The sequence below is a fragment of the Streptomyces sp. NPDC012769 genome (genome assembly GCF_042901205.1).
Lineage (GTDB): Bacteria > Actinomycetota > Actinomycetes > Streptomycetales > Streptomycetaceae > Streptomyces.
Genome location: NZ_JBIBCP010000002.1, coordinates 50,434 through 69,791, shown reverse-complemented (window position 1 = coordinate 69,791; position 19,358 = coordinate 50,434). Strand labels below are relative to the sequence as shown.

At 72.7% G+C, this 19,358-nt stretch carries 16 protein-coding genes; 2 read left to right on the top strand and 14 right to left on the bottom strand.

The genetic code is table 11. The annotated features are described in order from the left end of the window. Positions 1–181: 181 nt before the first annotated feature. The 6 genes from ACFY7C_RS09145 to ACFY7C_RS09120 all read right to left on the bottom strand — a co-directional run bounded on the left by ACFY7C_RS09145 (position 182) and on the right by ACFY7C_RS09120 (position 6,165). Positions 182–1,885, bottom strand: a complete 1,704-nt coding sequence (locus ACFY7C_RS09145; protein WP_389646258.1) for a beta-N-acetylhexosaminidase — start codon at positions 1,883–1,885, stop codon at positions 182–184. Between the two features lie 4 nt (positions 1,886–1,889). After that, positions 1,890–2,765: a carbohydrate ABC transporter permease gene (locus tag ACFY7C_RS09140; protein WP_389646255.1), complete on the bottom strand. Its 876-nt coding sequence runs from the start codon at positions 2,763–2,765 to the stop codon at positions 1,890–1,892. Beyond that, a complete protein-coding gene (locus tag ACFY7C_RS09135; protein ID WP_389646252.1) occupies positions 2,762–3,742 on the bottom strand; it encodes a carbohydrate ABC transporter permease in 981 nt (326 codons plus the stop codon). Before ACFY7C_RS09135 ends, ACFY7C_RS09140 begins: the two co-directional genes overlap by 4 nt. A 16-nt stretch (positions 3,743–3,758) precedes the next feature. After that, entirely contained in the window at positions 3,759–5,051 is a 1,293-nt protein-coding gene (locus tag ACFY7C_RS09130; protein WP_389646249.1) for an extracellular solute-binding protein, read from the bottom strand. Between the two features lie 234 nt (positions 5,052–5,285). Continuing rightward, positions 5,286–5,576, bottom strand: a complete 291-nt coding sequence (locus tag ACFY7C_RS09125) for a DUF3039 domain-containing protein (protein WP_389646246.1) — start codon at positions 5,574–5,576, stop codon at positions 5,286–5,288. 28 nt (positions 5,577–5,604) lie between these two features. Beyond that, on the bottom strand, positions 5,605–6,165 hold the full coding sequence (locus ACFY7C_RS09120) for a YqgE/AlgH family protein (RefSeq protein WP_389646244.1): 561 nt from the start codon (positions 6,163–6,165) through the stop codon (positions 5,605–5,607). A 264-nt stretch (positions 6,166–6,429) separates the two neighbouring features. Here ACFY7C_RS09120 and murA point away from each other — a divergent pair, with 264 nt between their 5' ends. After that, positions 6,430–7,770: a UDP-N-acetylglucosamine 1-carboxyvinyltransferase gene (gene murA / locus ACFY7C_RS09115; protein ID WP_356066994.1), complete on the top strand. Its 1,341-nt coding sequence runs from the start codon at positions 6,430–6,432 to the stop codon at positions 7,768–7,770. A gap of 122 nt (positions 7,771–7,892) precedes the next feature. Here the strand turns inward: murA and ACFY7C_RS09110 are convergent, their stop codons facing one another. The 4 genes from ACFY7C_RS09110 to ACFY7C_RS09095 form a co-directional block, all read right to left on the bottom strand. Continuing rightward, positions 7,893–8,174: an HU family DNA-binding protein gene (locus ACFY7C_RS09110; RefSeq protein ID WP_017237029.1), complete on the bottom strand. Its 282-nt coding sequence runs from the start codon at positions 8,172–8,174 to the stop codon at positions 7,893–7,895. Between the two features lie 388 nt (positions 8,175–8,562). Continuing rightward, positions 8,563–9,978 (bottom strand): NAD-dependent malic enzyme, encoded by a 1,416-nt coding sequence (locus tag ACFY7C_RS09105; protein ID WP_389646241.1) that lies wholly within the window; start codon positions 9,976–9,978, stop codon positions 8,563–8,565. A gap of 419 nt (positions 9,979–10,397) precedes the next feature. Further along, on the bottom strand, positions 10,398–12,752 hold the full coding sequence (locus tag ACFY7C_RS09100) for a HelD family protein (RefSeq protein WP_389646238.1): 2,355 nt from the start codon (positions 12,750–12,752) through the stop codon (positions 10,398–10,400). A gap of 100 nt (positions 12,753–12,852) precedes the next feature. Continuing rightward, entirely contained in the window at positions 12,853–13,413 is a 561-nt protein-coding gene (locus ACFY7C_RS09095; RefSeq protein ID WP_389646236.1) for an ABATE domain-containing protein, read from the bottom strand. A gap of 285 nt (positions 13,414–13,698) precedes the next feature. Here ACFY7C_RS09095 and ACFY7C_RS09090 point away from each other — a divergent pair, with 285 nt between their 5' ends. Further along, positions 13,699–14,541, top strand: a complete 843-nt coding sequence (locus ACFY7C_RS09090) for a helix-turn-helix domain-containing protein (protein WP_389649400.1) — start codon at positions 13,699–13,701, stop codon at positions 14,539–14,541. Here the strand turns inward: ACFY7C_RS09090 and ACFY7C_RS09085 are convergent. From ACFY7C_RS09085 to ACFY7C_RS09070, 4 genes are all read right to left on the bottom strand, one after another. Further along, entirely contained in the window at positions 14,538–15,113 is a 576-nt protein-coding gene (locus ACFY7C_RS09085) for a GNAT family N-acetyltransferase (RefSeq protein WP_389646233.1), read from the bottom strand. The genes ACFY7C_RS09090 and ACFY7C_RS09085 overlap by 4 nt on opposite strands. A gap of 236 nt (positions 15,114–15,349) precedes the next feature. Further along, a complete protein-coding gene (locus ACFY7C_RS09080) occupies positions 15,350–16,684 on the bottom strand; it encodes a uroporphyrinogen-III synthase (protein WP_389646230.1) in 1,335 nt (444 codons plus the stop codon). A 114-nt stretch (positions 16,685–16,798) separates the two neighbouring features. Continuing rightward, positions 16,799–18,154, bottom strand: a complete 1,356-nt coding sequence (locus ACFY7C_RS09075; protein ID WP_389646227.1) for a nitrate/nitrite transporter — start codon at positions 18,152–18,154, stop codon at positions 16,799–16,801. Between the two features lie 205 nt (positions 18,155–18,359). Then, the gene (locus tag ACFY7C_RS09070) at positions 18,360–19,340 is read right to left on the bottom strand and encodes a LysR family transcriptional regulator (protein WP_389646224.1); all 981 of its coding nucleotides are present in this window, start codon (positions 19,338–19,340) and stop codon (positions 18,360–18,362) included. Positions 19,341–19,358: the final 18 nt, after the last annotated feature.

The window sequence follows — 19,358 nt, the reverse complement described above, 5'->3', positions numbered from 1 at the left end:
ACGCCTGTGTGGCCGTACCGTACGTGCTCACGGCCCGGACGTGGCAACTCTGGCACATCTTCCGCGGTGGACGACGCGAGGGTCCGCGAAGGACGGTTCCGTCCGCGAGGTGCCGGGAACTCCCGCGAGAGACCGGGACTTCCGATTTGCCGCTCTTGGGTGACACGAGGGGGCGGGTGCCTCACACGTTCGGGGGTGCCCCGTCGACGGGGCGGCCCGGAACGCCGGGGCGGCGCTGCCAGGGGTGCGGTCCGGACGGCGGCCGGTAGTCCACGCCGAGGGCGTCCAGACGGCGGCGGTGGACGGCCATGCGGCGCTCGAAACCGTCCAGGTCACGCTCCTCCGGCGCGGGCAGCCGGGACCAGGCGACCTCGGCGAAGGCGGCGAGGCGCGGGAAGACCTGGTAGTCGACGCGGGCCCGGTTCTCCATCACCTCGGTCCACACGTTGGCCTGCGTGCCCAGGATGTGGGCGGCCGCCTCGGGGGCGAGGCCGGGCGGCACGGGCTCAAAGCGGTAGACGTCCGCCAGGGTGCGCACGTATCCGATGGGCATCGGCTCGTCCTCGCCGGGCGCCTGACGGTGGTCCAGGTAGACGTGCTGCTCGGGGCACATCACGACGTCGTGGCCGGCCTCGGCGGCGGTGATCCCGCCCGCGTAACCGCGCCAGGACGACACGGCGGCGCCGGGCCCGAGGCCCAGCTCGGTCGTCCCGCCTCCGGGCGCTCGTACCCGCTCGGCTCGGCTCCCGCCCTCCAGGATCTCGTCCCAGCCGATGAGCCGGCGGCCGCGGGCGGTGAGCCAGCGGTCGAAGTGCCGGACGAACCAGGACTGCAGCCCGTCCTCGTCGCCGACGCCGAGCTCCTCGATCCGGGCGCGGGCGGTGGGCGAGGCCCTCCACTGGTCCTTGGGGCACTCGTCGCCGCCGATGTGCACGAACGGCGAGATCTCCGCCGGGAAGAGGTCGAGGACCTCCTCGAGGACGCCCTCGTAGAAGCGCAGGACGGTGTCAGTGGGGGCGAGTACGTTCGGACTGACCCCCCAGGTGTCCCAGACGGAGAGGGCGGTGGTGTCGATGACGTCGGTGTTGCCGAGTTCGGGGTACGCGGCGATGGCGGCCTGCGAGTGGCCGGGCACGTCGATCTCGGGGACGACCGCGATATGCCGGTCGGCGGCGTAGGCGACGATCTCGCGGATGTCGTCCTGGGTGTAGTAGCCGCCGTGCGGCGTCTCGTTCCACAGCGGTGACGCCCGGTGCCCCCACTTGGTCCGCGCCCGCCAGGCGCCGACCTCGGTGAGGCGGGGGTGGCGCCTGATCTCGATGCGCCAGCCCTGGTCGTCGGTGAGGTGGAGGTGCAGGACGTTCAGCTTGTGGGCGGCCATCAGGTCGAGCTGCCGCAGCACGTCGTCCTTGGGCATGAAGTGGCGGGCGACGTCGAGCATGAGGCCGCGCCAGCGGAATCGGGGCGCGTCCTCGATCGTCTGCGCCGCCAGGCCGGGGAACGGGCGCGCCGTCACGGGCGCCTTGCGGAAGGCGTCGGGTCCGAGCAGCTGACGCAGGGTCTGGGCGCCCCAGAACACCCCGGCCGGGCCGCCGCCGATGATCTCGACGACCTGGTTGATGACGACGTGGAGCCGGTACGCCTCGGGGGCCAGGGTCGTGTCGAGGCGCAGCCGGATGCTGTTGGTGGCGTTCTCGTGGGGCGCCTCGCGCAGCGGGAGCCGGAACGCCGCCCCGAGCACGGTGCGCAGCCAGCGTTCGGTGGTCTCGGTGCCGGGAACGGCGCTGAGGGTCGTCCGCTCGTCCAGGGCGAAGCCGCAGCGGTACGGCCCTTCGACCCGCACCGGCGCGGGGATCAGGTCATGGCCGGGGGTCTCGTGGGTCATGGCGTCAGTCCTTCACCGCCCCGCCCAGGCCCGAGACCAGGCGGCGCTGTACGAGTACGAAGAAGACGAGCACCGGGATCGTCATCACGGTCGATCCGGCCATGATTCCTCCCCAGTCGTTCTCGTCGGGCTTGAAGAACACCAGCAGCGCCATCGGGAGGGTCGACTGCGAGGTGTCGCTGATGAGGAAGGACTTCGCGAAGAGGAAGTCGTTCCAGGTGGAGATGAAGGAGAAGACGCTCGTCGCGACGAGCCCGGGGAGGACCAGCGGGAAGAGGATCTGCCACAGGAAGCGGGCGCGGCTCGCGCCGTCGATCATCGCCTGTTCCTCCAGGGCCTCCGGCACGGCCTTGACGAAGCCGCGGAGCATCCAGATCGCGAAGGGCAGCGAGAAGGCGATGTGCGGGAGGATCAGCGAGCCCAGGGTGTTGAGCTGGCCGACGTCCCGCATGAGGAAGAACAGCGGGATGGTCAGCGCCTCGACGGGCACCATCTGCGCGACCAGGAACATGACGAGCAGGGTGGTGCGGAGGCGGAAGCGGAATCGGGTGACGGCGGTCGCCGCGAGGAAGGCGATGACGGCGGAGGCGAGCACCACGGAGACGGCGACGGTCAGGGAGTTGAGGAAGTAGCGGCCGAATTCCTGCTGTTCGAAGACGCGGCGGAAGGAGTCCAGGGACGGGGACAGGGTCCACGGCCGCGGCCGGGTCGACTGGATCTCGCCGGCCGGTTTGAAGGCGGAGAGCACCATCCAGTACAGGGGGAAGGCGACGGCGGCCGCGACCAGGAGGGTCGCCGCCTCGGCGGCGAGCCGCCCTGGCCGCACGGGCCGCACGGGCCGCACGGGCCGCACGGGCCGCCGGATGCGGAAGGCACTCACAGTTCTTCTCCCTGGCGGCGCAGCAGACGGAGGTACACGAGCGTCACGGCCAGCAGGATCAGCAGCATGACGACGCCGATCGCCGCGCCCAGGCTGTACTGGGAGGAGGCGAACGCCTTCTGGTACGCGTACACGTTGAGGACGAGGTTCTGGCCGGCGATGCCGCCGCCTCCGGTCATCACGTAGATCTGGGTGAAGACCTTGAAGTCCCAGATGACCGACTGGATCGTGACGACGACGAGGATCGGCCGGAGCATGGGGGCCATCACGGAGCGCCAGATCCGCCACGACGAGGCCCCGTCGAGGGCGGCGGCCTCCAGGACCTCGGTGGGGATGGCCCGGATGCCCGCGTAGACGGTGACCATCACGAAGGGGAACGAGCACCAGACGACCTCCATCAGGACCAGCGCGAAGGCGCTGAGGCGCCCGTACGTCCAGGAGAAGTCGCCCAGTCCGAGGACCCGGTTGACGGGCCCGTGGTCGGGGTCGAAGAGGAAGACCCAGACGGTGGAGCCGGTGACGGCGGGGGTGGCCCACGCGCCGAGCGCGGCCAGCATCAGGGCGAGCCGGGGCAGGGCGCGGACGCGGGTGAGGAGGACGGCGAGGGCGCAGCCGACGGCGAGGGTGGCGATCACGCAGGCGGCGGCGAAGAGGACGGTGGCGAGGAGGACCTGCCGGAACTGGGGGTCGGAGAAGAGGGCGGTGTAGTTGCCGAATCCCTGGAAGGAGGTGGGTGCGCCGCCGCTGACCTGGGCCTGGGTGTACTCCAGGAAGGAGATCAGGCCGAGTTGGTAGATCGGGTAGACGAGGAGTCCGCCGAGGACGGCGAGGGCGGGGAGCAGATAGAGCCAGGGGGTCCAGGCGGAGCCGCCGCGGCGGGTGCCGCGCCGGGGTGCGGGGCCGGGGGGCCGCGCGGGGGCGGCTTCCCCGGCGGTCTGCTTCGCCGGGGCGCCGGGTGCGGTCGTGGTGGGCGTCATGGGTCGGCCCGCCGCCTCAGCGGGCGGCCGCGGCGAAGGCGGCGTCCATCTTCTTCGCGGCGTCGTCCGAGGCTGCCTTGACGTCCTTTCGGCCGCTGACGATCTCCTGGAACATGGTCGGCAGCACGAGCGAGGCGTCGATCTGCCCCCAGCCGGCGGAGGCGGGCACGAACTTGGCGCCGGCGCCGAGGGTGTCGATGAAGGGCTTCACGAACGGCTCCTTGCGTGCCGCCTCCTGCCGGACGTCGGTGTACGTGGGCAGGAAGCCCATGGCGTCGAAGAGCCGGCCCTGGGTCTCCTTCCCGGCGAGGGACTTCATCAGGTCGATCGCGAGGGTGCGGTGGGAGGTGCTCTTCAGGACGCCGAGGTTGTTCCCGCCCGCGAAGGCGGGGGCGATGGAGCCGGGGGTGGTGCCGGGCAGCGGCACGACGGCGTACTTGCCCTTGGCCGCGCCGGCCTCGACGGCGGCGTGGCTGAAGTCACCGCCGATGGCCATGGCGGCCTTGCCGGAGGCGAAGGCGGTGACGGTGGCGTTGCCGCCCATCTGGGCGCACTTGGCGGCCGGGCAGTTGTCGTCGCCGAAGAGTGAGGTGTAGGCGGCGATGCCCGCGCGGGCTGCCTCGCCGTTGACGGCCGCCTTGTACGAGTCGCCCTGGGCGGTGGCGAGTTCGCCGCCGTGGGCCCAGAGGAACGGCAGGGCGCCGTAGGTGTACGCGCCACCGACGGCGATCCCGTACAGCTCGGGCTTCGCCTTGCGGACCTTCTTCGCGGTCGCGATCAGTTCGGCCTGGGTCTTGGGGGCGGTGAGGCCGAGCTCCTTGAACACGTCGGTGCGGTAGTAGAGGGCGCGGACGCCGACGAAGAGGGGCGCGCCGTAGACCTTGCCGCCGACGGTGACGGAGGAGCGGGCGGTGGGGTCGGTGTCCTCGGCGTCGGCCCAGGCGTCGAACTCGGTGGTGATGTCGGCGAGTCCGCCGTCCTTGACGTAGCCGGCGGTGTCGGTGTTGCCGTACTCGACGAGGTCGGGCGCGGACGCGGGGTCGTTGAAGGCGGCTTTGACGCGCTGGGCGCGGGTGTCGACGGGGATGTACTCGACCTCGACCTTCGTGCCCGGGTGCCGCCGCTCGAAGGAGGCGACGGCCTGGTCGACGACCTGCTCCTTGGGCTTGTTGCCGACCTCCTGGAAGAGCCAGACGCGCAGGGTGCCGCTCTTCTCGTCGCCGGTGGCGGCGCCGCCGGAGGTCTGCGGGGCGCAGGCGGCGAGGGTCATGAGGGCGATGGGTACGGCGATGCGGGCAGGAAGCTTCATGGCGGTTCCCCTCCGAGCGTGTTGCAACATACGCAACGGGCGTTTCGTGCTGCACAACACGCGTGAGGTTAGGGGCCGGTCATCACCGCGACAAGTGGTCTCAACCACTCTGTGACCGCCGGAAGCACCCCGTGCAATGAGCTCGACGAGAACGAAGACGAGAACGGCCCCCGGCGCTCCCACCACACGGGTGGGCGCGCCGGGGGCCGTCCCCGACTCGTACGGAGGAGCGGACTACTTGTCCTTGCCGCCCTTGTCCTTGTCCTTGTCGCCGCCGGCGCCCATGGACTCGTAGATCTCCTTGCACATCGGGCAGACCGGATACTTCTTGGGATCGCGCCCCGGTACCCAGACCTTGCCGCAGAGTGCCACCACGGGAGTGCCGTCGAGGGCACTCGCCATGATCTTGTCCTTCTGGACGTAATGGGCGTAGCGCTCGTGGTCGCCGTCACCGTGGGACACCTGCGGCGTCGGCTCGACGAGGGTTCCCGTACCTGCCCCGCGCTCGGGCTCGAGAGTGCTCATGGGCCCCAGGGTACTGAAATCCGGGCGGTCAGTTCAGCGAAGGGTCGTCCGGATACGTGGCGACCATCGCGAGGTCGCCGCGCTGGCGGCGGAGGACCTGGCGCCAGAGGGTCTCGGGGCGGGGGGAGGAGACGTCGCCGGGTTCGGACTCCACCACGTACCAGGCGCCGTCGCCGAGCTCGGCCTCCAGCTGGCCGGGGCCCCAGCCCGCGTAGCCGGCGAAGATGCGCAGGGCCCCTATGGCGGGGCCGAGGAGTTCGGGCGGGGTCTCCAGGTCGACCAGGCCGATCGCCCCGTGCACCCGGCGCCAGCCGAGCGGGCCCTCGTCGCCGGGGATCACGGCGATGCCGAGGGCGGCGTCGAGCGACACCGGGCCGCCCTGGAAGACGACGCCCGGCTCGCCGGCCAGATCGGCCCACGGGGCGAGGATGTCGCCGACGGTCACCGGCGTGGGCCGGTTGAGGACCACGCCGAGGGAGCCCTCGTCGTCGTGGTCGAGCAGCAGGACCACCGCGCGGTCGAAGTTCGGGTCCGCCAGCGCGGGCGTGGCGACGAGCAGCCGTCCTGTGAGCGAGGACACCTCGGTCATGCGACACATGATCCCGCATCTTCGGCGTCTACGGGGGGTTGTCCGGCCGGGTCCGGGGTAGGTGGGCGCAGTCGCAGGTCAACCCGGCCCCCGGGAGCGGGGCGGTCGACAAGCGGACGGTGACGCTCCGCAAGATCACGGGGACGGAGGGTGTTGTGCCGAATTCATTACATTCGCCGAGACCCCTCAGCCACACAAGTGGGGTCTCCTTGCCCCTTACCCTTTTCTCTGGCCACCCGACCGACGACCCGGAACGCGAGATCCATGACCGGCACAGACGATGTCCTGCTTGTCCACGGCGGAACCCCGCTGGAGGGCGAGATCCGCGTCCGCGGCGCGAAGAACCTCGTGCCCAAGGCGATGGTCGCCGCCCTGCTCGGCAGCGAGCCGAGCCGACTGCGCAACGTGCCCGACATCCGTGACGTCCGCGTGGTCCGCGGACTGCTCCAGCTGCACGGTGTGACGGTCCGCCCCGGCGAGGAGCCGGGCGAGCTGATCATGGATCCGACCCACGTCGAGTCCGCCAATGTGGCCGACATCGACGCCCACGCCGGCTCCTCCCGCATCCCGATCCTCTTCTGCGGCCCGCTGCTGCACCGCCTCGGCCACGCCTTCATCCCGGGCCTCGGCGGCTGCGACATCGGCGGCCGGCCGATCGACTTCCACTTCGACGTGCTGCGCAAGTTCGGCGCGACGATCGAGAAGCGGGCGGACGGGCAGTACCTGGAGGCCCCGCAGCGGCTGCGCGGCACCAAGATCCGCCTGCCGTACCCCTCCGTCGGCGCCACCGAGCAGGTGCTGCTCACCGCCGTCCTCGCCGAGGGCGTCACCGAGCTGTCCAACGCCGCCGTGGAGCCGGAGATCGAGGACCTCATCTGCGTGCTGCAGAAGATGGGCGCGATCATCGCCATGGACACCGACCGGACCATCCGGATCACCGGTGTCGACAAGCTCGGCGGCTACAACCACCACGCCCTCTCGGACCGCCTGGAGGCGGCCTCCTGGGCGTCGGCGGCGCTCGCGACCGAGGGCGACATCTACGTGCGCGGCGCGCAGCAGCGCTCGATGATGACCTTCCTGAACACGTACCGGAAGGTCGGCGGCGCCTTCGAGATCGACGACGAGGGCATCCGCTTCTGGCACCCGGGCGGCTCGCTCAACGCCATCGCCCTGGAGACGGACGTGCACCCCGGCTTCCAGACCGACTGGCAGCAGCCGCTGGTGGTGGCCCTCACCCAGGCCGCGGGCCTGTCGATCGTCCACGAGACGGTGTACGAGTCGCGGCTCGGCTTCACCTCGGCGCTGAACCAGATGGGCGCGCACATCCAGCTGTACCGCGAGTGCCTGGGCGGCTCGGACTGCCGCTTCGGCCAGCGCAACTTCCTGCACTCGGCGGTCGTCAGCGGCCCGACCAAGCTCCAGGGCGCCGACCTGGTCATCCCGGACCTGCGCGGCGGCTTCTCGTACCTGATCGCGGCGCTCGCGGCGCAGGGCACCAGCCGGGTGCACGGCATCGACCTCATCAACCGCGGCTACGAGAACTTCATGGAGAAGCTCGTGGAGCTCGGCGCCAAGGTCGAGCTCCCGGGCAGCGCGCTCGTATAAGCGCCTGCAACCGCTTCTGACGGACGAACGAGAGGGCGGCCACCCCCTGACAGGGTGGCCGCCCTTTCCGCTTGCCTCAGGCCGTCTGTACGGCCTCGCGGCGCGCGCTGCCTACAGGCTGCTTACTTGCCCTTGGCGGCTTCCTTGAGCTTCGAGCCCGCGGAGACCTTCACGCTGTAGCCGGCCGGGATGTTGATCGGGTCGCCGGTCTGCGGGTTACGAGCGGTGCGAGCGGCACGGTGGGTGCGCTCGAAGGTCAGGAAGCCGGGGATGGTGACCTTCTCGTCACCCTTGGCGACGACCTCGCCGACGGTCTCGGCGAGCGCGGCCAGAACGGCGTCGGCGTCCTTGCGGGTCACCTCGGCGCGGTCGGCCAGGGCGGCCACCAGCTCACTGCGGTTCATTTCGTTACTCCCGTGTTTCTTCTTGCCTGTGAGGCGGGTTGCCTGTGAGGCGGGCCACGCGGCGGAGCCGCATGATGGGCACTGCGAAGCCGATGCTGCCAGGGCCCTCGGACAGTGCCCGGACCCGGGTCTGGTGACAGACCCTCGCGCCCAGACCGCATCCTGCCCCCACCAGCGGCGGGAACGCCAATCCGGCACCCCTGGGGGTCACACGAAAAGCGCCAGTGCCCACCGGTGGTGACGTAGCGTCGACTCCGCAGGGACGATGCGGAGCCGAACTACCACCCTAAAGGGGGGTTTGGGGTGCGGCGACCCGCGACACGCGCGCCGCGGCCCGCCCCCCGGGGGTCGAGGGGCGGTGGAGCGGCCCCATGGGGCCGTCCGAGGGTCAGGCGCCCGCGCCCGCCGCCTTCGCCGCGTTGCGGACCGCGCCCGCGACCGCGCCGGCGACCTTGTCGTTGAAGACCGACGGGATGATGTAGTTCGGGTTCAGCTCGTCCTCGGTGACGACGTCGGCGAGGGCGCTGGCCGCGGCCAGCATCATCTCCGTGTTCACCGTCCGGGACTGGGCGTCGAGCAGGCCGCGGAAGACGCCCGGGAACACCAGCACGTTGTTGATCTGGTTGGGGAAGTCCGAGCGGCCGGTGGCGACGACGGCGGCGGTCTGACGGGCGATCGCCGGCTCGACCTCCGGGTCCGGGTTCGCGAGCGCGAACACGATGGCGCCCTCGGCCATGGCGGCGACGTCCTCGCCGCCGAGCACGTTGGGGGCCGAGACGCCGATGAAGACGTCGGCGCCGACGACGGCCTCCTTGAGGGTGCCGGTGACGCCCTCCGGGTTGGTGTTGTCGGCGATCCAGCGCAGCGGCGAGTCCGGCTTGGCGTCCCGCAGGTCCTCGCGGCCCGCGTGGACGACGCCGTGGATGTCGGCGACGACGGCGTGCTTCACGCCGGCCGCGATCAGCAGCTTCAGGATGGCCGTACCGGCCGCGCCCGCGCCGGACATCACGACCCGCACGTCGCCGATGCCCTTGCCGACCACCCGCAGGGCGTTGGTGAGGGAGGCGAGCACGACGATGGCGGTGCCGTGCTGGTCGTCGTGGAAGACGGGGATGTCCAGGGCCTCGCGCAGCCGGGCCTCGATCTCGAAGCAGCGGGGCGCGGAGATGTCCTCCAGGTTGATGCCCGCGAAGCCGGGGGCGATGGCCTTGACGATCTCGACGATGGCGTCGGTGTCCTGGGTGTCCAGGCAGATCGGCCAGGCGTCGATGCCGGCGAAGCGCTTGAAGAGGGCGGCCTTGCCCTCCATGACGGGCAGGGCGGCCTTCGGGCCGATGTTGCCGAGGCCGAGGACGGCGGAGCCGTCCGTGACGACGGCGACGGAGTTGCGCTTGATGGTGAGGCGGCGGGCGTCCTCGGGGTTCTCGGCGATCGCCATGCACACCCGGGCCACGCCCGGGGTGTAGATCATGGACAGGTCGTCACGGTTGCGGATGGGATGCTTCGACGCCATCTCGATCTTGCCGCCGAGGTGCATCAGGAACGTACGGTCGGAGACCTTGCCCAGCGTGACGCCCTCGATGCCGCGCAGCTGCTCGACGATCTCCTCGGCGTGCGCGGTGGAGGTCGCGGCGATGGTGACGTCGATGCGCAGCGCCTCGTGGCCGGAAGCGGTGACGTCGAGGCCGGTGACGGAACCGCCGTGGGACTCGACGGCCGTGGTGAGCTGCGAGACCGCGGTGCCGCTCGCGGGCACCTCGAGCCGGACCGTCATCGAGTACGAGACGCTGGGCGCCGTTGCCATGGCCGTGTTCCTCTGCTTTCCCTAGCTTCGTTGCTACGCCGGCCCGGCTGGTCGCCCGGCGGCGCCCTCCGATCGTCGCACCTACCTGCGGGTAGCAGGTAATACGGTCTTTTCGTTTTCGGAAAGTAGTTTCCACCATACGAGAGACGACCGCGAAACTGAAGAGACGAAGGGAAGACGAGGGGAAGACCAGAGGAAGTCGTGGGGAAACGAAGAGGTCCCCGTCACCCGAAGGTGACGAGGACCTCTCCACGTGAGCGGCACCGACCCGCCATGCTCGCCTCGCGGCAAGTGGTCCCTCTGAGGGACGAAGGTTGGGCCCGGGGGCTTGGATCGAGCCGGTGCCACGACAAGGCTAACAAACCACCCCCGGAAGCGATTCCCGCGGCGCGGGTTGACTCGAAATCAGTCCCGCGGCCTCAGTCCCGCAGCAGGTCCGGGACCCCGTCCGCGTCCGGCAGGTCCCGCTCCCCCGAGACCACCGTCAGCGCCTGGGTGGACCGGGTCAGAGCCACGTAGAGCACCCGCAGGCCGGCCGGCGACTCGTCCGCGATCTCCGCGGGCGAGACGACCACCGTGGCGTCGTACTCCAGGCCCTTCGCCTCCAGGGAGCCGAGCGCCACCACCCGGTCGCCGAGCCCGGCGAGCCAGCGGGCGGCCTCCGCGCGCCGGTCCATGGCGACGACCACGCCGACCGTGCCGTCCACCCGCTCGAGGAGCCGCTCCGCCTCGAACCGTACGGTTTCGGCCGGATCGGCCTTCTCGGCCGCCACGAAGCGGGGCTCCACCCCGGTGGAGCGCACCGCCCTGGGCGACTCCTTGCCGGGCATCGCGAGGGCGAGCACCTTGGAGGCGAGCTCGGCGATCTCGGCCGGGTTGCGGTAGTTCACGGTGAGCTCGAAGCGGCGGCGCGGCCGGGTGCCGAGGGCCTCGTCGCGGGCCTCGGCCGCCTCGTCGGGGTCGGACCAGGAGGACTGGGCGGGGTCGCCGACGACCGTCCAGGTGGCGTGCCGGCCCCGCCGGCCGACCATTCGCCACTGCATGGGCGTCAGGTCCTGGGCCTCGTCGACGATGACGTGCGCGTACTCGACGCGCTCGGCCGCGAGCCGTTCGGCCCGCTCGCGCTGGGTCTCCTCCCGTACGGGCATGAGCTCTTCCAGGCCCGTGAGCTGGTCCAGCGGGTCGTACTCCCGCTTCTTGCGGGGCCGGGCGGGCGTGCCGAGGAGCGTGGCCAGCTCGTCGAGGAGGGCCACGTCGTGCACGGAGAGCCCGGGGCGGCGCAGCGAGCGGGCCAGTCGGCGGACCTCGCCGGGGTTGAGGATCCGGCGGGCCCAGCGGCCGAGCCGCTTCTCGTCGGCCATGGCGTCGAGCACCCGCCGCGGGGTCAGCTCGGGCCACCAGGCGTCGAGGAAGGCGAGGAAGGAGTCCTCGGTGGAGACGTCCTCGTCGAAGGAGGAGCGCAGTTCGGCGGCGAGCTCGGGGTCGCTGTGCCGGCCGGCCGCGCCGGACTTGGCGTACAGCGCGTCGAGCAGCAGCCGGCGGGCACGGGGGCGGAGCAGGTTGACGGGCGCGGTGCCGCCGAGGACGTTGTGGCGGATCCGCTTGAGCTCGTCGGCGCCGAGCTCCAGGCGGCGGCCGAAGGCGACGACCCGCAGCAGGGTGGGGGTGCCGGCCGGGACGGTGGGGGCCTGCTCGTCCTCGCCGAGGGCGAGCTGTCCGCCGGCCGCGGGCCTGGGCGCGGGGGTCTCCAGGGCGCCGCGGGCCGCCTTGCGCAGCACGGCGACCATCCGGGAGGAGCCCTTGACCCGGGCGACGGCGGGCTCGTCGTACGCGTCGGCCTCGACCCCGTCGACCAGTGAGCCCAGGGCGCGGATGGCGACCTGGCCCTCCTCGCCGAGCGAGGGGAGCACGCCCTCGGTGTACGAGACGAGCAGCGGGGTCGGCGAGACGATGAGGATGCCGCCCGCGTAGCGGCGCCGGTCCTGGTAGAGCAGGTAGGCGGCGCGGTGCAGGGCGACGGCGGTCTTGCCGGTGCCGGGGCCGCCCTCGACGTAGGTGACGGAGGCGGCGGGGGCGCGGATGACCAGGTCCTGCTCGGCCTGGATGGAGGCGACGATGTCCCGCATGGTGTGGCTGCGGGCCTGGCCGAGCGCGGCCATGAGGGCGCCGTCGCCGATGACGGGGAGCTCGTGGCCGTCGAGGGTGGCCTTCAGCTCGGGGCGCATCAGGTCGTCCTCGACGCCGAGGACCTTGCGGCCCTTGGAGCGGATGACCCGGCGGCGCACGACCCGGCCGGGGTCGACGGGGGTGGAGCGGTAGAAGGGGGCGGCGGCGGGCGCCCGCCAGTCGATGACGAGCGGCGCGTAGTCGGCGTCGAGGACGCCGATGCGGCCGATGTGGAGGGTCTCGCCGATCTCGGCGTACTGCTGGGTGCCTTCGGTCCGCACGGCGTCCTCGGCGGGCTCGACGGAGGTGTAGGCGCCGTCGGGTCCCTTCTCGCCGTCCTTGCCGTACAGCAGATCGATCCGTCCGAAGAGGAAGTCCTCGAACTCGTTGTTGAGCCGGTTGAGGTGGACTCCGGCGCGGAAGACCTGGGCGTCGCGCTCGGCGAGGGCGCCGGGTGTGCCGACCTGGCCCCGCTTGGCGGCGTCGTTCATCAGGAACTCGGCCTCGTGGATCTTCTCCTCCAGGCGGCGGTAGACCTGATCCAGATGTTCCTGTTCGACACCGATCTCGCGGTCTCTGACCGTGTCGACGGCTTCCTGCGCGGCCACCGGGCCCCCTTCTGACGTGCACTGGGCAGCCTTCGAGGCTACGCCACCGGGGGGCGCCGTGTCAGGCCTGGTGCCGTGTCAGGCATCCGGTTCGGCCGGGTCAGCGGCGGTGGCGGGCGGGCCGGGGATGGGCGGCGCGGTGCCGGGCGACCCGGGCGCGGTTGCCGCAGCTCCCGCTGGAGCACCAGCGGCGGCGCCGGCCGCGTGAGGTGTCGAGGTAGCAGCGGCGGCAGCCGGGCCCCTCGCAGCGGCGGAGCAGGGCGCGCGCCGCGGGGTCGGTGAGCAGGTCGACGGCGTCGCGGGCGACGGCGGCGAGCAGGGCGCGGCAGTCGGGTTCGCCGCTGAGGGTGCGGACGAGCAGGCCGGACCGGGTGCGCAGGGCGCGGGGCGCGGGCGGGGCGGAGGCGGCGGCGAGGGCGTTGAGGAGTTCGAGTGCGGCGGGCCTGGCGGGACGGCCCTCGATCTGGGCGGAGACGAGCTCGGCGACGCAGTCGCGCAGTTCCCGGAAGGGGGCCAGCCAGCGGCCGTCGAGGGCGCGCAACGGGACGGCGGGCGGGACGAGTCCGCCGGCGCGGAGGAAGCGGGCGAGGGCTTCGGGACGGTCGAGCGGTTCGGCGGCGAGGTCCAGACAGACGCGTCCGGACACATAGCGCTCTGGCATGCCCCTGCCACCCCCACCGCTCGGGTCCGCCCCGGCCCGGGGACGTCCCGACCAGAGTGCTCCCGGGGAGCGGAGCTGACTAGGGGGGCACCCGACAGGGGTCGGCCCGGGCGTACGGGGGAGCCGCCCGGGCCGACCGGAACCGGACCGCTCGGGGGAGTGCCGTCCGGTTGTCCTGGTGTCCCCGCAGGTCAGCGCGAGGCACCCACAGCATGAACGTTCAACTGTTTATTATCTACGGACTGTTTTTCCTGATAATTCGCGTACGGACACACGGGGGGTGTGGTGAACAAGACGGCGCTACGGGCCCTCCTGAAGGAACGCCGCGAACTGATCGCCCCCGAGGCCCACGGCCTCACCCGCCCCACGGGCCGCGGCCGGCGCGCCCGCGGCCTGTCCCAGCAGCAGGTCGACGAGCTGACCTGCCGCGCGGTCGACACGTACAACCGCCTGGAGACCGGCCGCTACCCGAACCCGCCCGCCGACTACCTGCGGCAGATCGGCCGGCTCTTCGGCCTCAACGAGCAGGAGTGGGTGATGCTCTGCCGGTACGCGGGGATCGGCGACCCGCCGGGACCGCTCAACCCCTCCTCCGGCCTGGAGGTCCCCGGGGCGTGGCAGGAGGCCGTCGACGGCATCGGCCACATGGCGTACATCACCGACGCCTCCTGGAACCTGCTCGCCCACAACCGGCACTTCGCCGACCTGTACCCGGGCGGCCGGGTCCCCGCGAACACCATGCGCTGGATGCTCCTCGACAAGGAGGCCCGCGAAACCAGCCTCGTCGACTGGCCCACCGTGTGGGCCCCGCTGATCCTGCCGCAGCTGCGCGCCGCCCTCGCCGCGCGCCGCGAGGACCAGACGCTGCGGCAGATCGAGCGGGAGGTCCGCGCCGACCCCGACCTCGGCCCGCTGTGGGAGGCGGGCGGCGCCCACATCCACCCGGACGGCGACGAACGCCCGCTCCGCCACGCCCTCCAGGGCCCGGGCCATGTCACCATCTGCGCCGCCCAGCCCCTCACGGCCCCCGGCGCCCGCCTGATCATCATGCTGTTCCGCCCGGGCCCCCGTAAGTCCCACCCGAGGGCGCCGATGCTGCGGGCGGCCCGCACCGAAGACACCCCCTAGAGGGCCGGCGGCGGGTCGTCGTGCAGGATGCGCTGGAAGAGGTGGTGGTCGCGCCAGTCGCCGTCGATGTGGAGATAGCGGGGGGCGGTACCGATCCGCTCGAAGCCGCACTTGGCGAGGACCCGCTGGGAGGCGTGGTTGTGGAGCAGGGTGCCGGCCTCGATCCGGTGCAGGCCGAGCTCCTCGCGTGCGGCGCGGCAGACCTCCTCGACCAGGGCGGTGGCCAGGCCTCGGCCCGCGTGGTCCCCGTCGACCCAGTAGCCGAGCGAGCCGCTGCGGAACGGGCCCAGCGCGATCCCGGAGAGCGTCGCCGCGCCGACGATCACCTCGCTCCCCGGCCCTTCCGACTCTTCCGACCCTTCCGGCCCCTCCGGTCCCTCGACCACGGCGAACCACCGCCGCGCCCCGTCGCCGAGCCGGGCGGCCTGCCCCTCGGGCGTGTAGTACGCCTCGCTCCGGTGCGGCTCCCAGGGGCGCATGTACGCCCGGTTGCGCAGCAGTGCGGCCGCGAGCGCCGCGGCGTCGTCGGAGGTGGCCGACCGGATGCGGACGGCGTCGGGGACCGTGGTCATCCGCGTACGGTAGCCGCGGGAGCGGGCGGGCGGGTACGAGCGGGCCGCGGGAGCGGGCAGCGGGAGCGGGCGGCCGGGTAGGAGCGGGCCGCCGCCTCGGCGGCCACGCGCGTCCGCGCGGGTCGCGCGGCCGACGGGTCGCTCCCCCGCCCCGGTGGCATCGGCCGACGGGTCGCCTCCCGCCCGCACACCGCCGGGCGTCCCCGTCCCGGCGGCACCCTGCGGGGTGCGCCTCGTTACGACCCGGCGTCCTCGCCGTACTTCGTGTCCGCCGCCGGGTCCAGTGCCAGCCGGTAGCCGCGCTTTACCACCGTCTGGATCAGCTTCGGGGTGCCGAGAGCCGTACGCAGGCGGGCCATCGCCGTCTCCACGGCGTGCTCGTCGCGGCCCGCGCCCGGCAGGGCGCGCAGGAGTTCGGGGCGGCCGACGACCCAGCCGGGGCGGCGGGCGAGCAGGCCGAGCAGGGCCATGCCGGCCGGCGGGACCGGGCGCAGGGTGCCGTCGACGAGGACCGCGTGGCCGCGGATCTCGATGCGGTGGCCGGCCACCGGCAGGACCCGGGCCCGGGCGGGCAGTTCCTGGCACAGCAGCTGCACCAGCGGGCCGAGCCGGAAGCGCTCGGGCTGGTGGGTGTCGACGGCCAGGGCCTGCAGCGGCAGCGCCGTCACCGGGCCCACGCACACCGCCAGCACGTCGTGCCGCAGGGCGGCGAGGAGGTCGTCGAGGAGCCCGCGGTCGCGGGCCCGGTCGATGAGCGAGGCGGCGGCCGGGGCGCTGGTGAAGGTCACCGCGTCCAGGGCGCGGCCGACGGTCGCGTCGAGCAGCCGGTCGAGCGGGCCGATGTCCTCCGGCGGCATCCAGCGGTAGACCGGGACGGGCACGACCTCCGCCCCGCCGGCGCAGAGCGCCTCCACGAATCCGGGCAGCGGCTCCCCGTGCAGCTGGAGGGCGATCCGCCGCCCGTCGACGCCCTCGTCGAGGAGCCGGTCGAGGACCTCGGCCATCGACTCGGAGGACGGCGACCAGGTCTCGGTGAGCCCGGCCGCCCGCACCGCGCCCTTGACCTTGGGGCCCCGGGCGAGCAGTTCGACCCCGCGCAGCCGGTCGAGGAGCCGCTCGCCGAACCCCCAGCCGTCGGCCGCCTCGACCCAGCCGCGGAAGCCGATCGCCGTGGTGGCGACGACGACGTCCGGGGCGTGGTCGATGAGGTCCTTGGTGGCGGCGAGCAGCTCGGTGTCGTCGGCGAGCGGCACGATCCGCAGCGCGGGGCCGTGGAGGACGCCCGCGCCGCGGCGGCGCAGCAGGGCGATCAGCTCGTCCGCCCGCCGTGCCGCCGTGACGCCGACGGTGAAGCCCGCCAGGGGGCCCTCCTCCCGCTGCCCGCCGGGGCCGTGCGGCGCCGGGCCGGGTGCGGCCGGCTCGGGTGCGGCCGGGCCGGGCTCGGCCGGGCCGGGCTCGGCCGGATCACGCCCCTCGGTGGCAGGCCCGGAGGGGGCCCACCCGGCCCTCTCCCCGCCGTCCGTCTCGCGCCCGCCCCTGTCGCGCTCGTCCATGTCGTGCTGATCGCCCATGTCGTGCTCGCCCCTGTCGTGCTCGTCCCTGTCGGCCGAGACTGCCGGGGCCGCGTGTCCGTCTCGGTTCGCGCGTATTTCCTGGTCGTTACGGCCGTACGCGCCCACTGTGACTCATACCTCGGCGGGTGCGCGGTCCGGTTCCGCACCGGCGGCGGTGTCCGGGACGGGGGCCACGGCGGAGGGCCGGCGAAGGTATACCGCCCAGGTGACGACGATGCACGCCGCGTAGAAGGCGAGGAAGGCGACGAAGGCGCCGGTGCCGGAGCCGACCGTGAGGAAGGACTGGCGGAAGGCGAGGTTGATGCCGAGGCCGCCGATCGCGCCGACCGCGCCGATGAGCCCCATGGAGGCACCGGACAGGCGCCGGCCGTACGCCTCGGCCTCCTCGCCCGCGAGGCCCTTGCGGTGCCCCTGGGTGAGGAAGATGGCCGGGATCATCTTGTACGTGGAGCCGTTGCCGAGGCCGCTGAGGGCGAAGAGGCCGATGAAACCGATCAGGAAGACGGTGAGGGACTCCACGACGGAGGCGTAGAGGACGACCCCGGTCGCGGCGGCCATCGCGGCGAAGGTGGCCAGCGTGATCCGGGCGCCACCGTGCCGGTCGGCGAGCGCGCCGCCGACGGGCCGGACGAGCGAACCGAGCAGCGGGCCGATGAAGGTGAGCGAGGCGGCCTGGAGCGGGGTGCGCCCGAACTGGGTCTGCAGGACGAGACCGAAGGCGAAGCTGTAGCCGATGAAGGAGCCGAAGGTGCCGATGTAGAGGAAGGCCATGATCCAGGTGTGGCGGGCCCGCACGGCCTCCTTGACGGCACCGGTGTCGTTCCTGACGGGGGCCAGGTTGTCCATGAACAGGGCGGCGCACACGGCGGCGACGACGATCAGCGGCAGATAGACGCCGAGGACGATCCGCGGGTGCATCGCGCCGGCGGTGCCGATGACGAGGAGGCCGACGAGCTGGACGACGGGGACGCCGATGTTGCCGCCGCCCGCGTTGAGGCCGAGCGCCCAGCCTTTCTTCCGCAGCGGGAAGAAGGCGTTGATGTTGGTCATGGAGGAGGCGAAGTTGCCGCCGCCGACGCCGGTGAGGGCGGCGACGAGGACGAAGGTGCCGTACGAGGTGCCCGGCTCCATCACCGCGTAGGCGAGGCCCGTCGGCAGCAGGAGCAGCAGGGCGCTGAAGATCGTCCAGTTGCGGCCGCCGAAGCGGGCGACGGCGAAGGTGTACGGGATGCGGATGAAGGCGCCGACGAGGGTGGCGGTGGCGATGAGGAAGAACTTGCCCGCCGGGTCGACGCCGTACTGGGGCCCCATGAAGAGGACCATGACGGACCACAGGGTCCAGACGGAGAAGCCGATGTGCTCCGCCAGCACCGAGAACCACAGGTTGCGGCGCGCGATCCGCTCCCCCTGTTCACGCCAGAAGGTCTCGTCCTCCGGCTCCCAGCGTTCGATCCACCGGCCGCCCATCTCGCACCTCCACGCTGTCGGTCCCCTTGCCCGAGTGCTCGGGTCCCTGTGCAGCCGACGCTAGGAACGCCGCGTTTCAGGGCGGTGCTCTGAGGTGACGGGTGGGGAACCTTGCTCTCACCCGGAGCGCGGCGCTGGTGTGAGCGCCCCCGGGCCGTGCGTCTCCAGGACGTCCGGTGGCACCCGGAGCGGTCCGGGGTCGACCCTACGGGGTGCCGGGCAGCCCCGGCTCGTTCTCCGGCAGCCAGGAGCCGGGCGGCCGGACGTGCCAGCCCTCGCGGGTGGCCAGTTCGGCGGCCGCCCCGCGCAGGGCGTCGAGGCCGGGGTGGCGCAGTCCCTTCCGCCACACCAGACTCACCGGCGACAGCGGTACGGGGTCGACGAGCGGCCGCAGGACACTGCCCGGCATGGGCGGGAAGTCGACGACGGCGAGCACCGAGACGCGGGCCTTCTCCATGATCCGGCGGAACTCCTCCTTGCCGACGGCGAGCGGCGCGGGCGGTGCGACGCGGATCCCGCGTCCTGCGAACAGCCGGGCGGCGAGGTCGGTCCACTCGGGCGTGCGGTCGTTGCCGGCGCCCGCGTAGACGTCCCGGCCGGCGAGGGCGTCCAGCGGTACGGCGGTCAGCTCGGCCAGCGGGTCGTCCTCGGGCAGCAGCACGGCCATCGGCTCGTACCGGACGAACTGCGTCTCCAGGCGCGCCCGCAGCTCGGGCGCGAGCCCTCCGTACCGTCCGAAGGAGGCGTCCAGCCGGCCCGCGAGGATCTCGCGCACGGCGCCGGTCAGTCCGCTCTCGTAGCGGGCCATCAGCTCCAGCTCCGGGGCGAGTTCGCGGGCGCGGTGGAGCACGGACTCGTGGCCGAGGTCGGGGCTGTTGAGGTCGACGAGGAGCGGGCGGGGCGCGCCGCGGAAGGCGTCGGCGAGTTCGTCCTGCGCGGCGAGGACCTTGTGGGCGTACGGGAGGAGCCGTTCGCCGTCCGGGGTGAGGGCGACCTGGCGGGTGGTCCGCACGAACAGCTCGGCGGCCAGCTCCCGTTCGAGCCGCCGGACGTCCCGGCTGAGGGCCTGCTGGGCGACGAAGAGCCGGCCGGCGGCGCGGGTGAAGTGGAGCTCCTCGGCGACGGCGACGAAGGCGCGCAGCAGCCGGGGGTCGAGGTCGTTGCTCTGTCCGTACGGGGTGGTCACCGCCGCATTCAACAACCC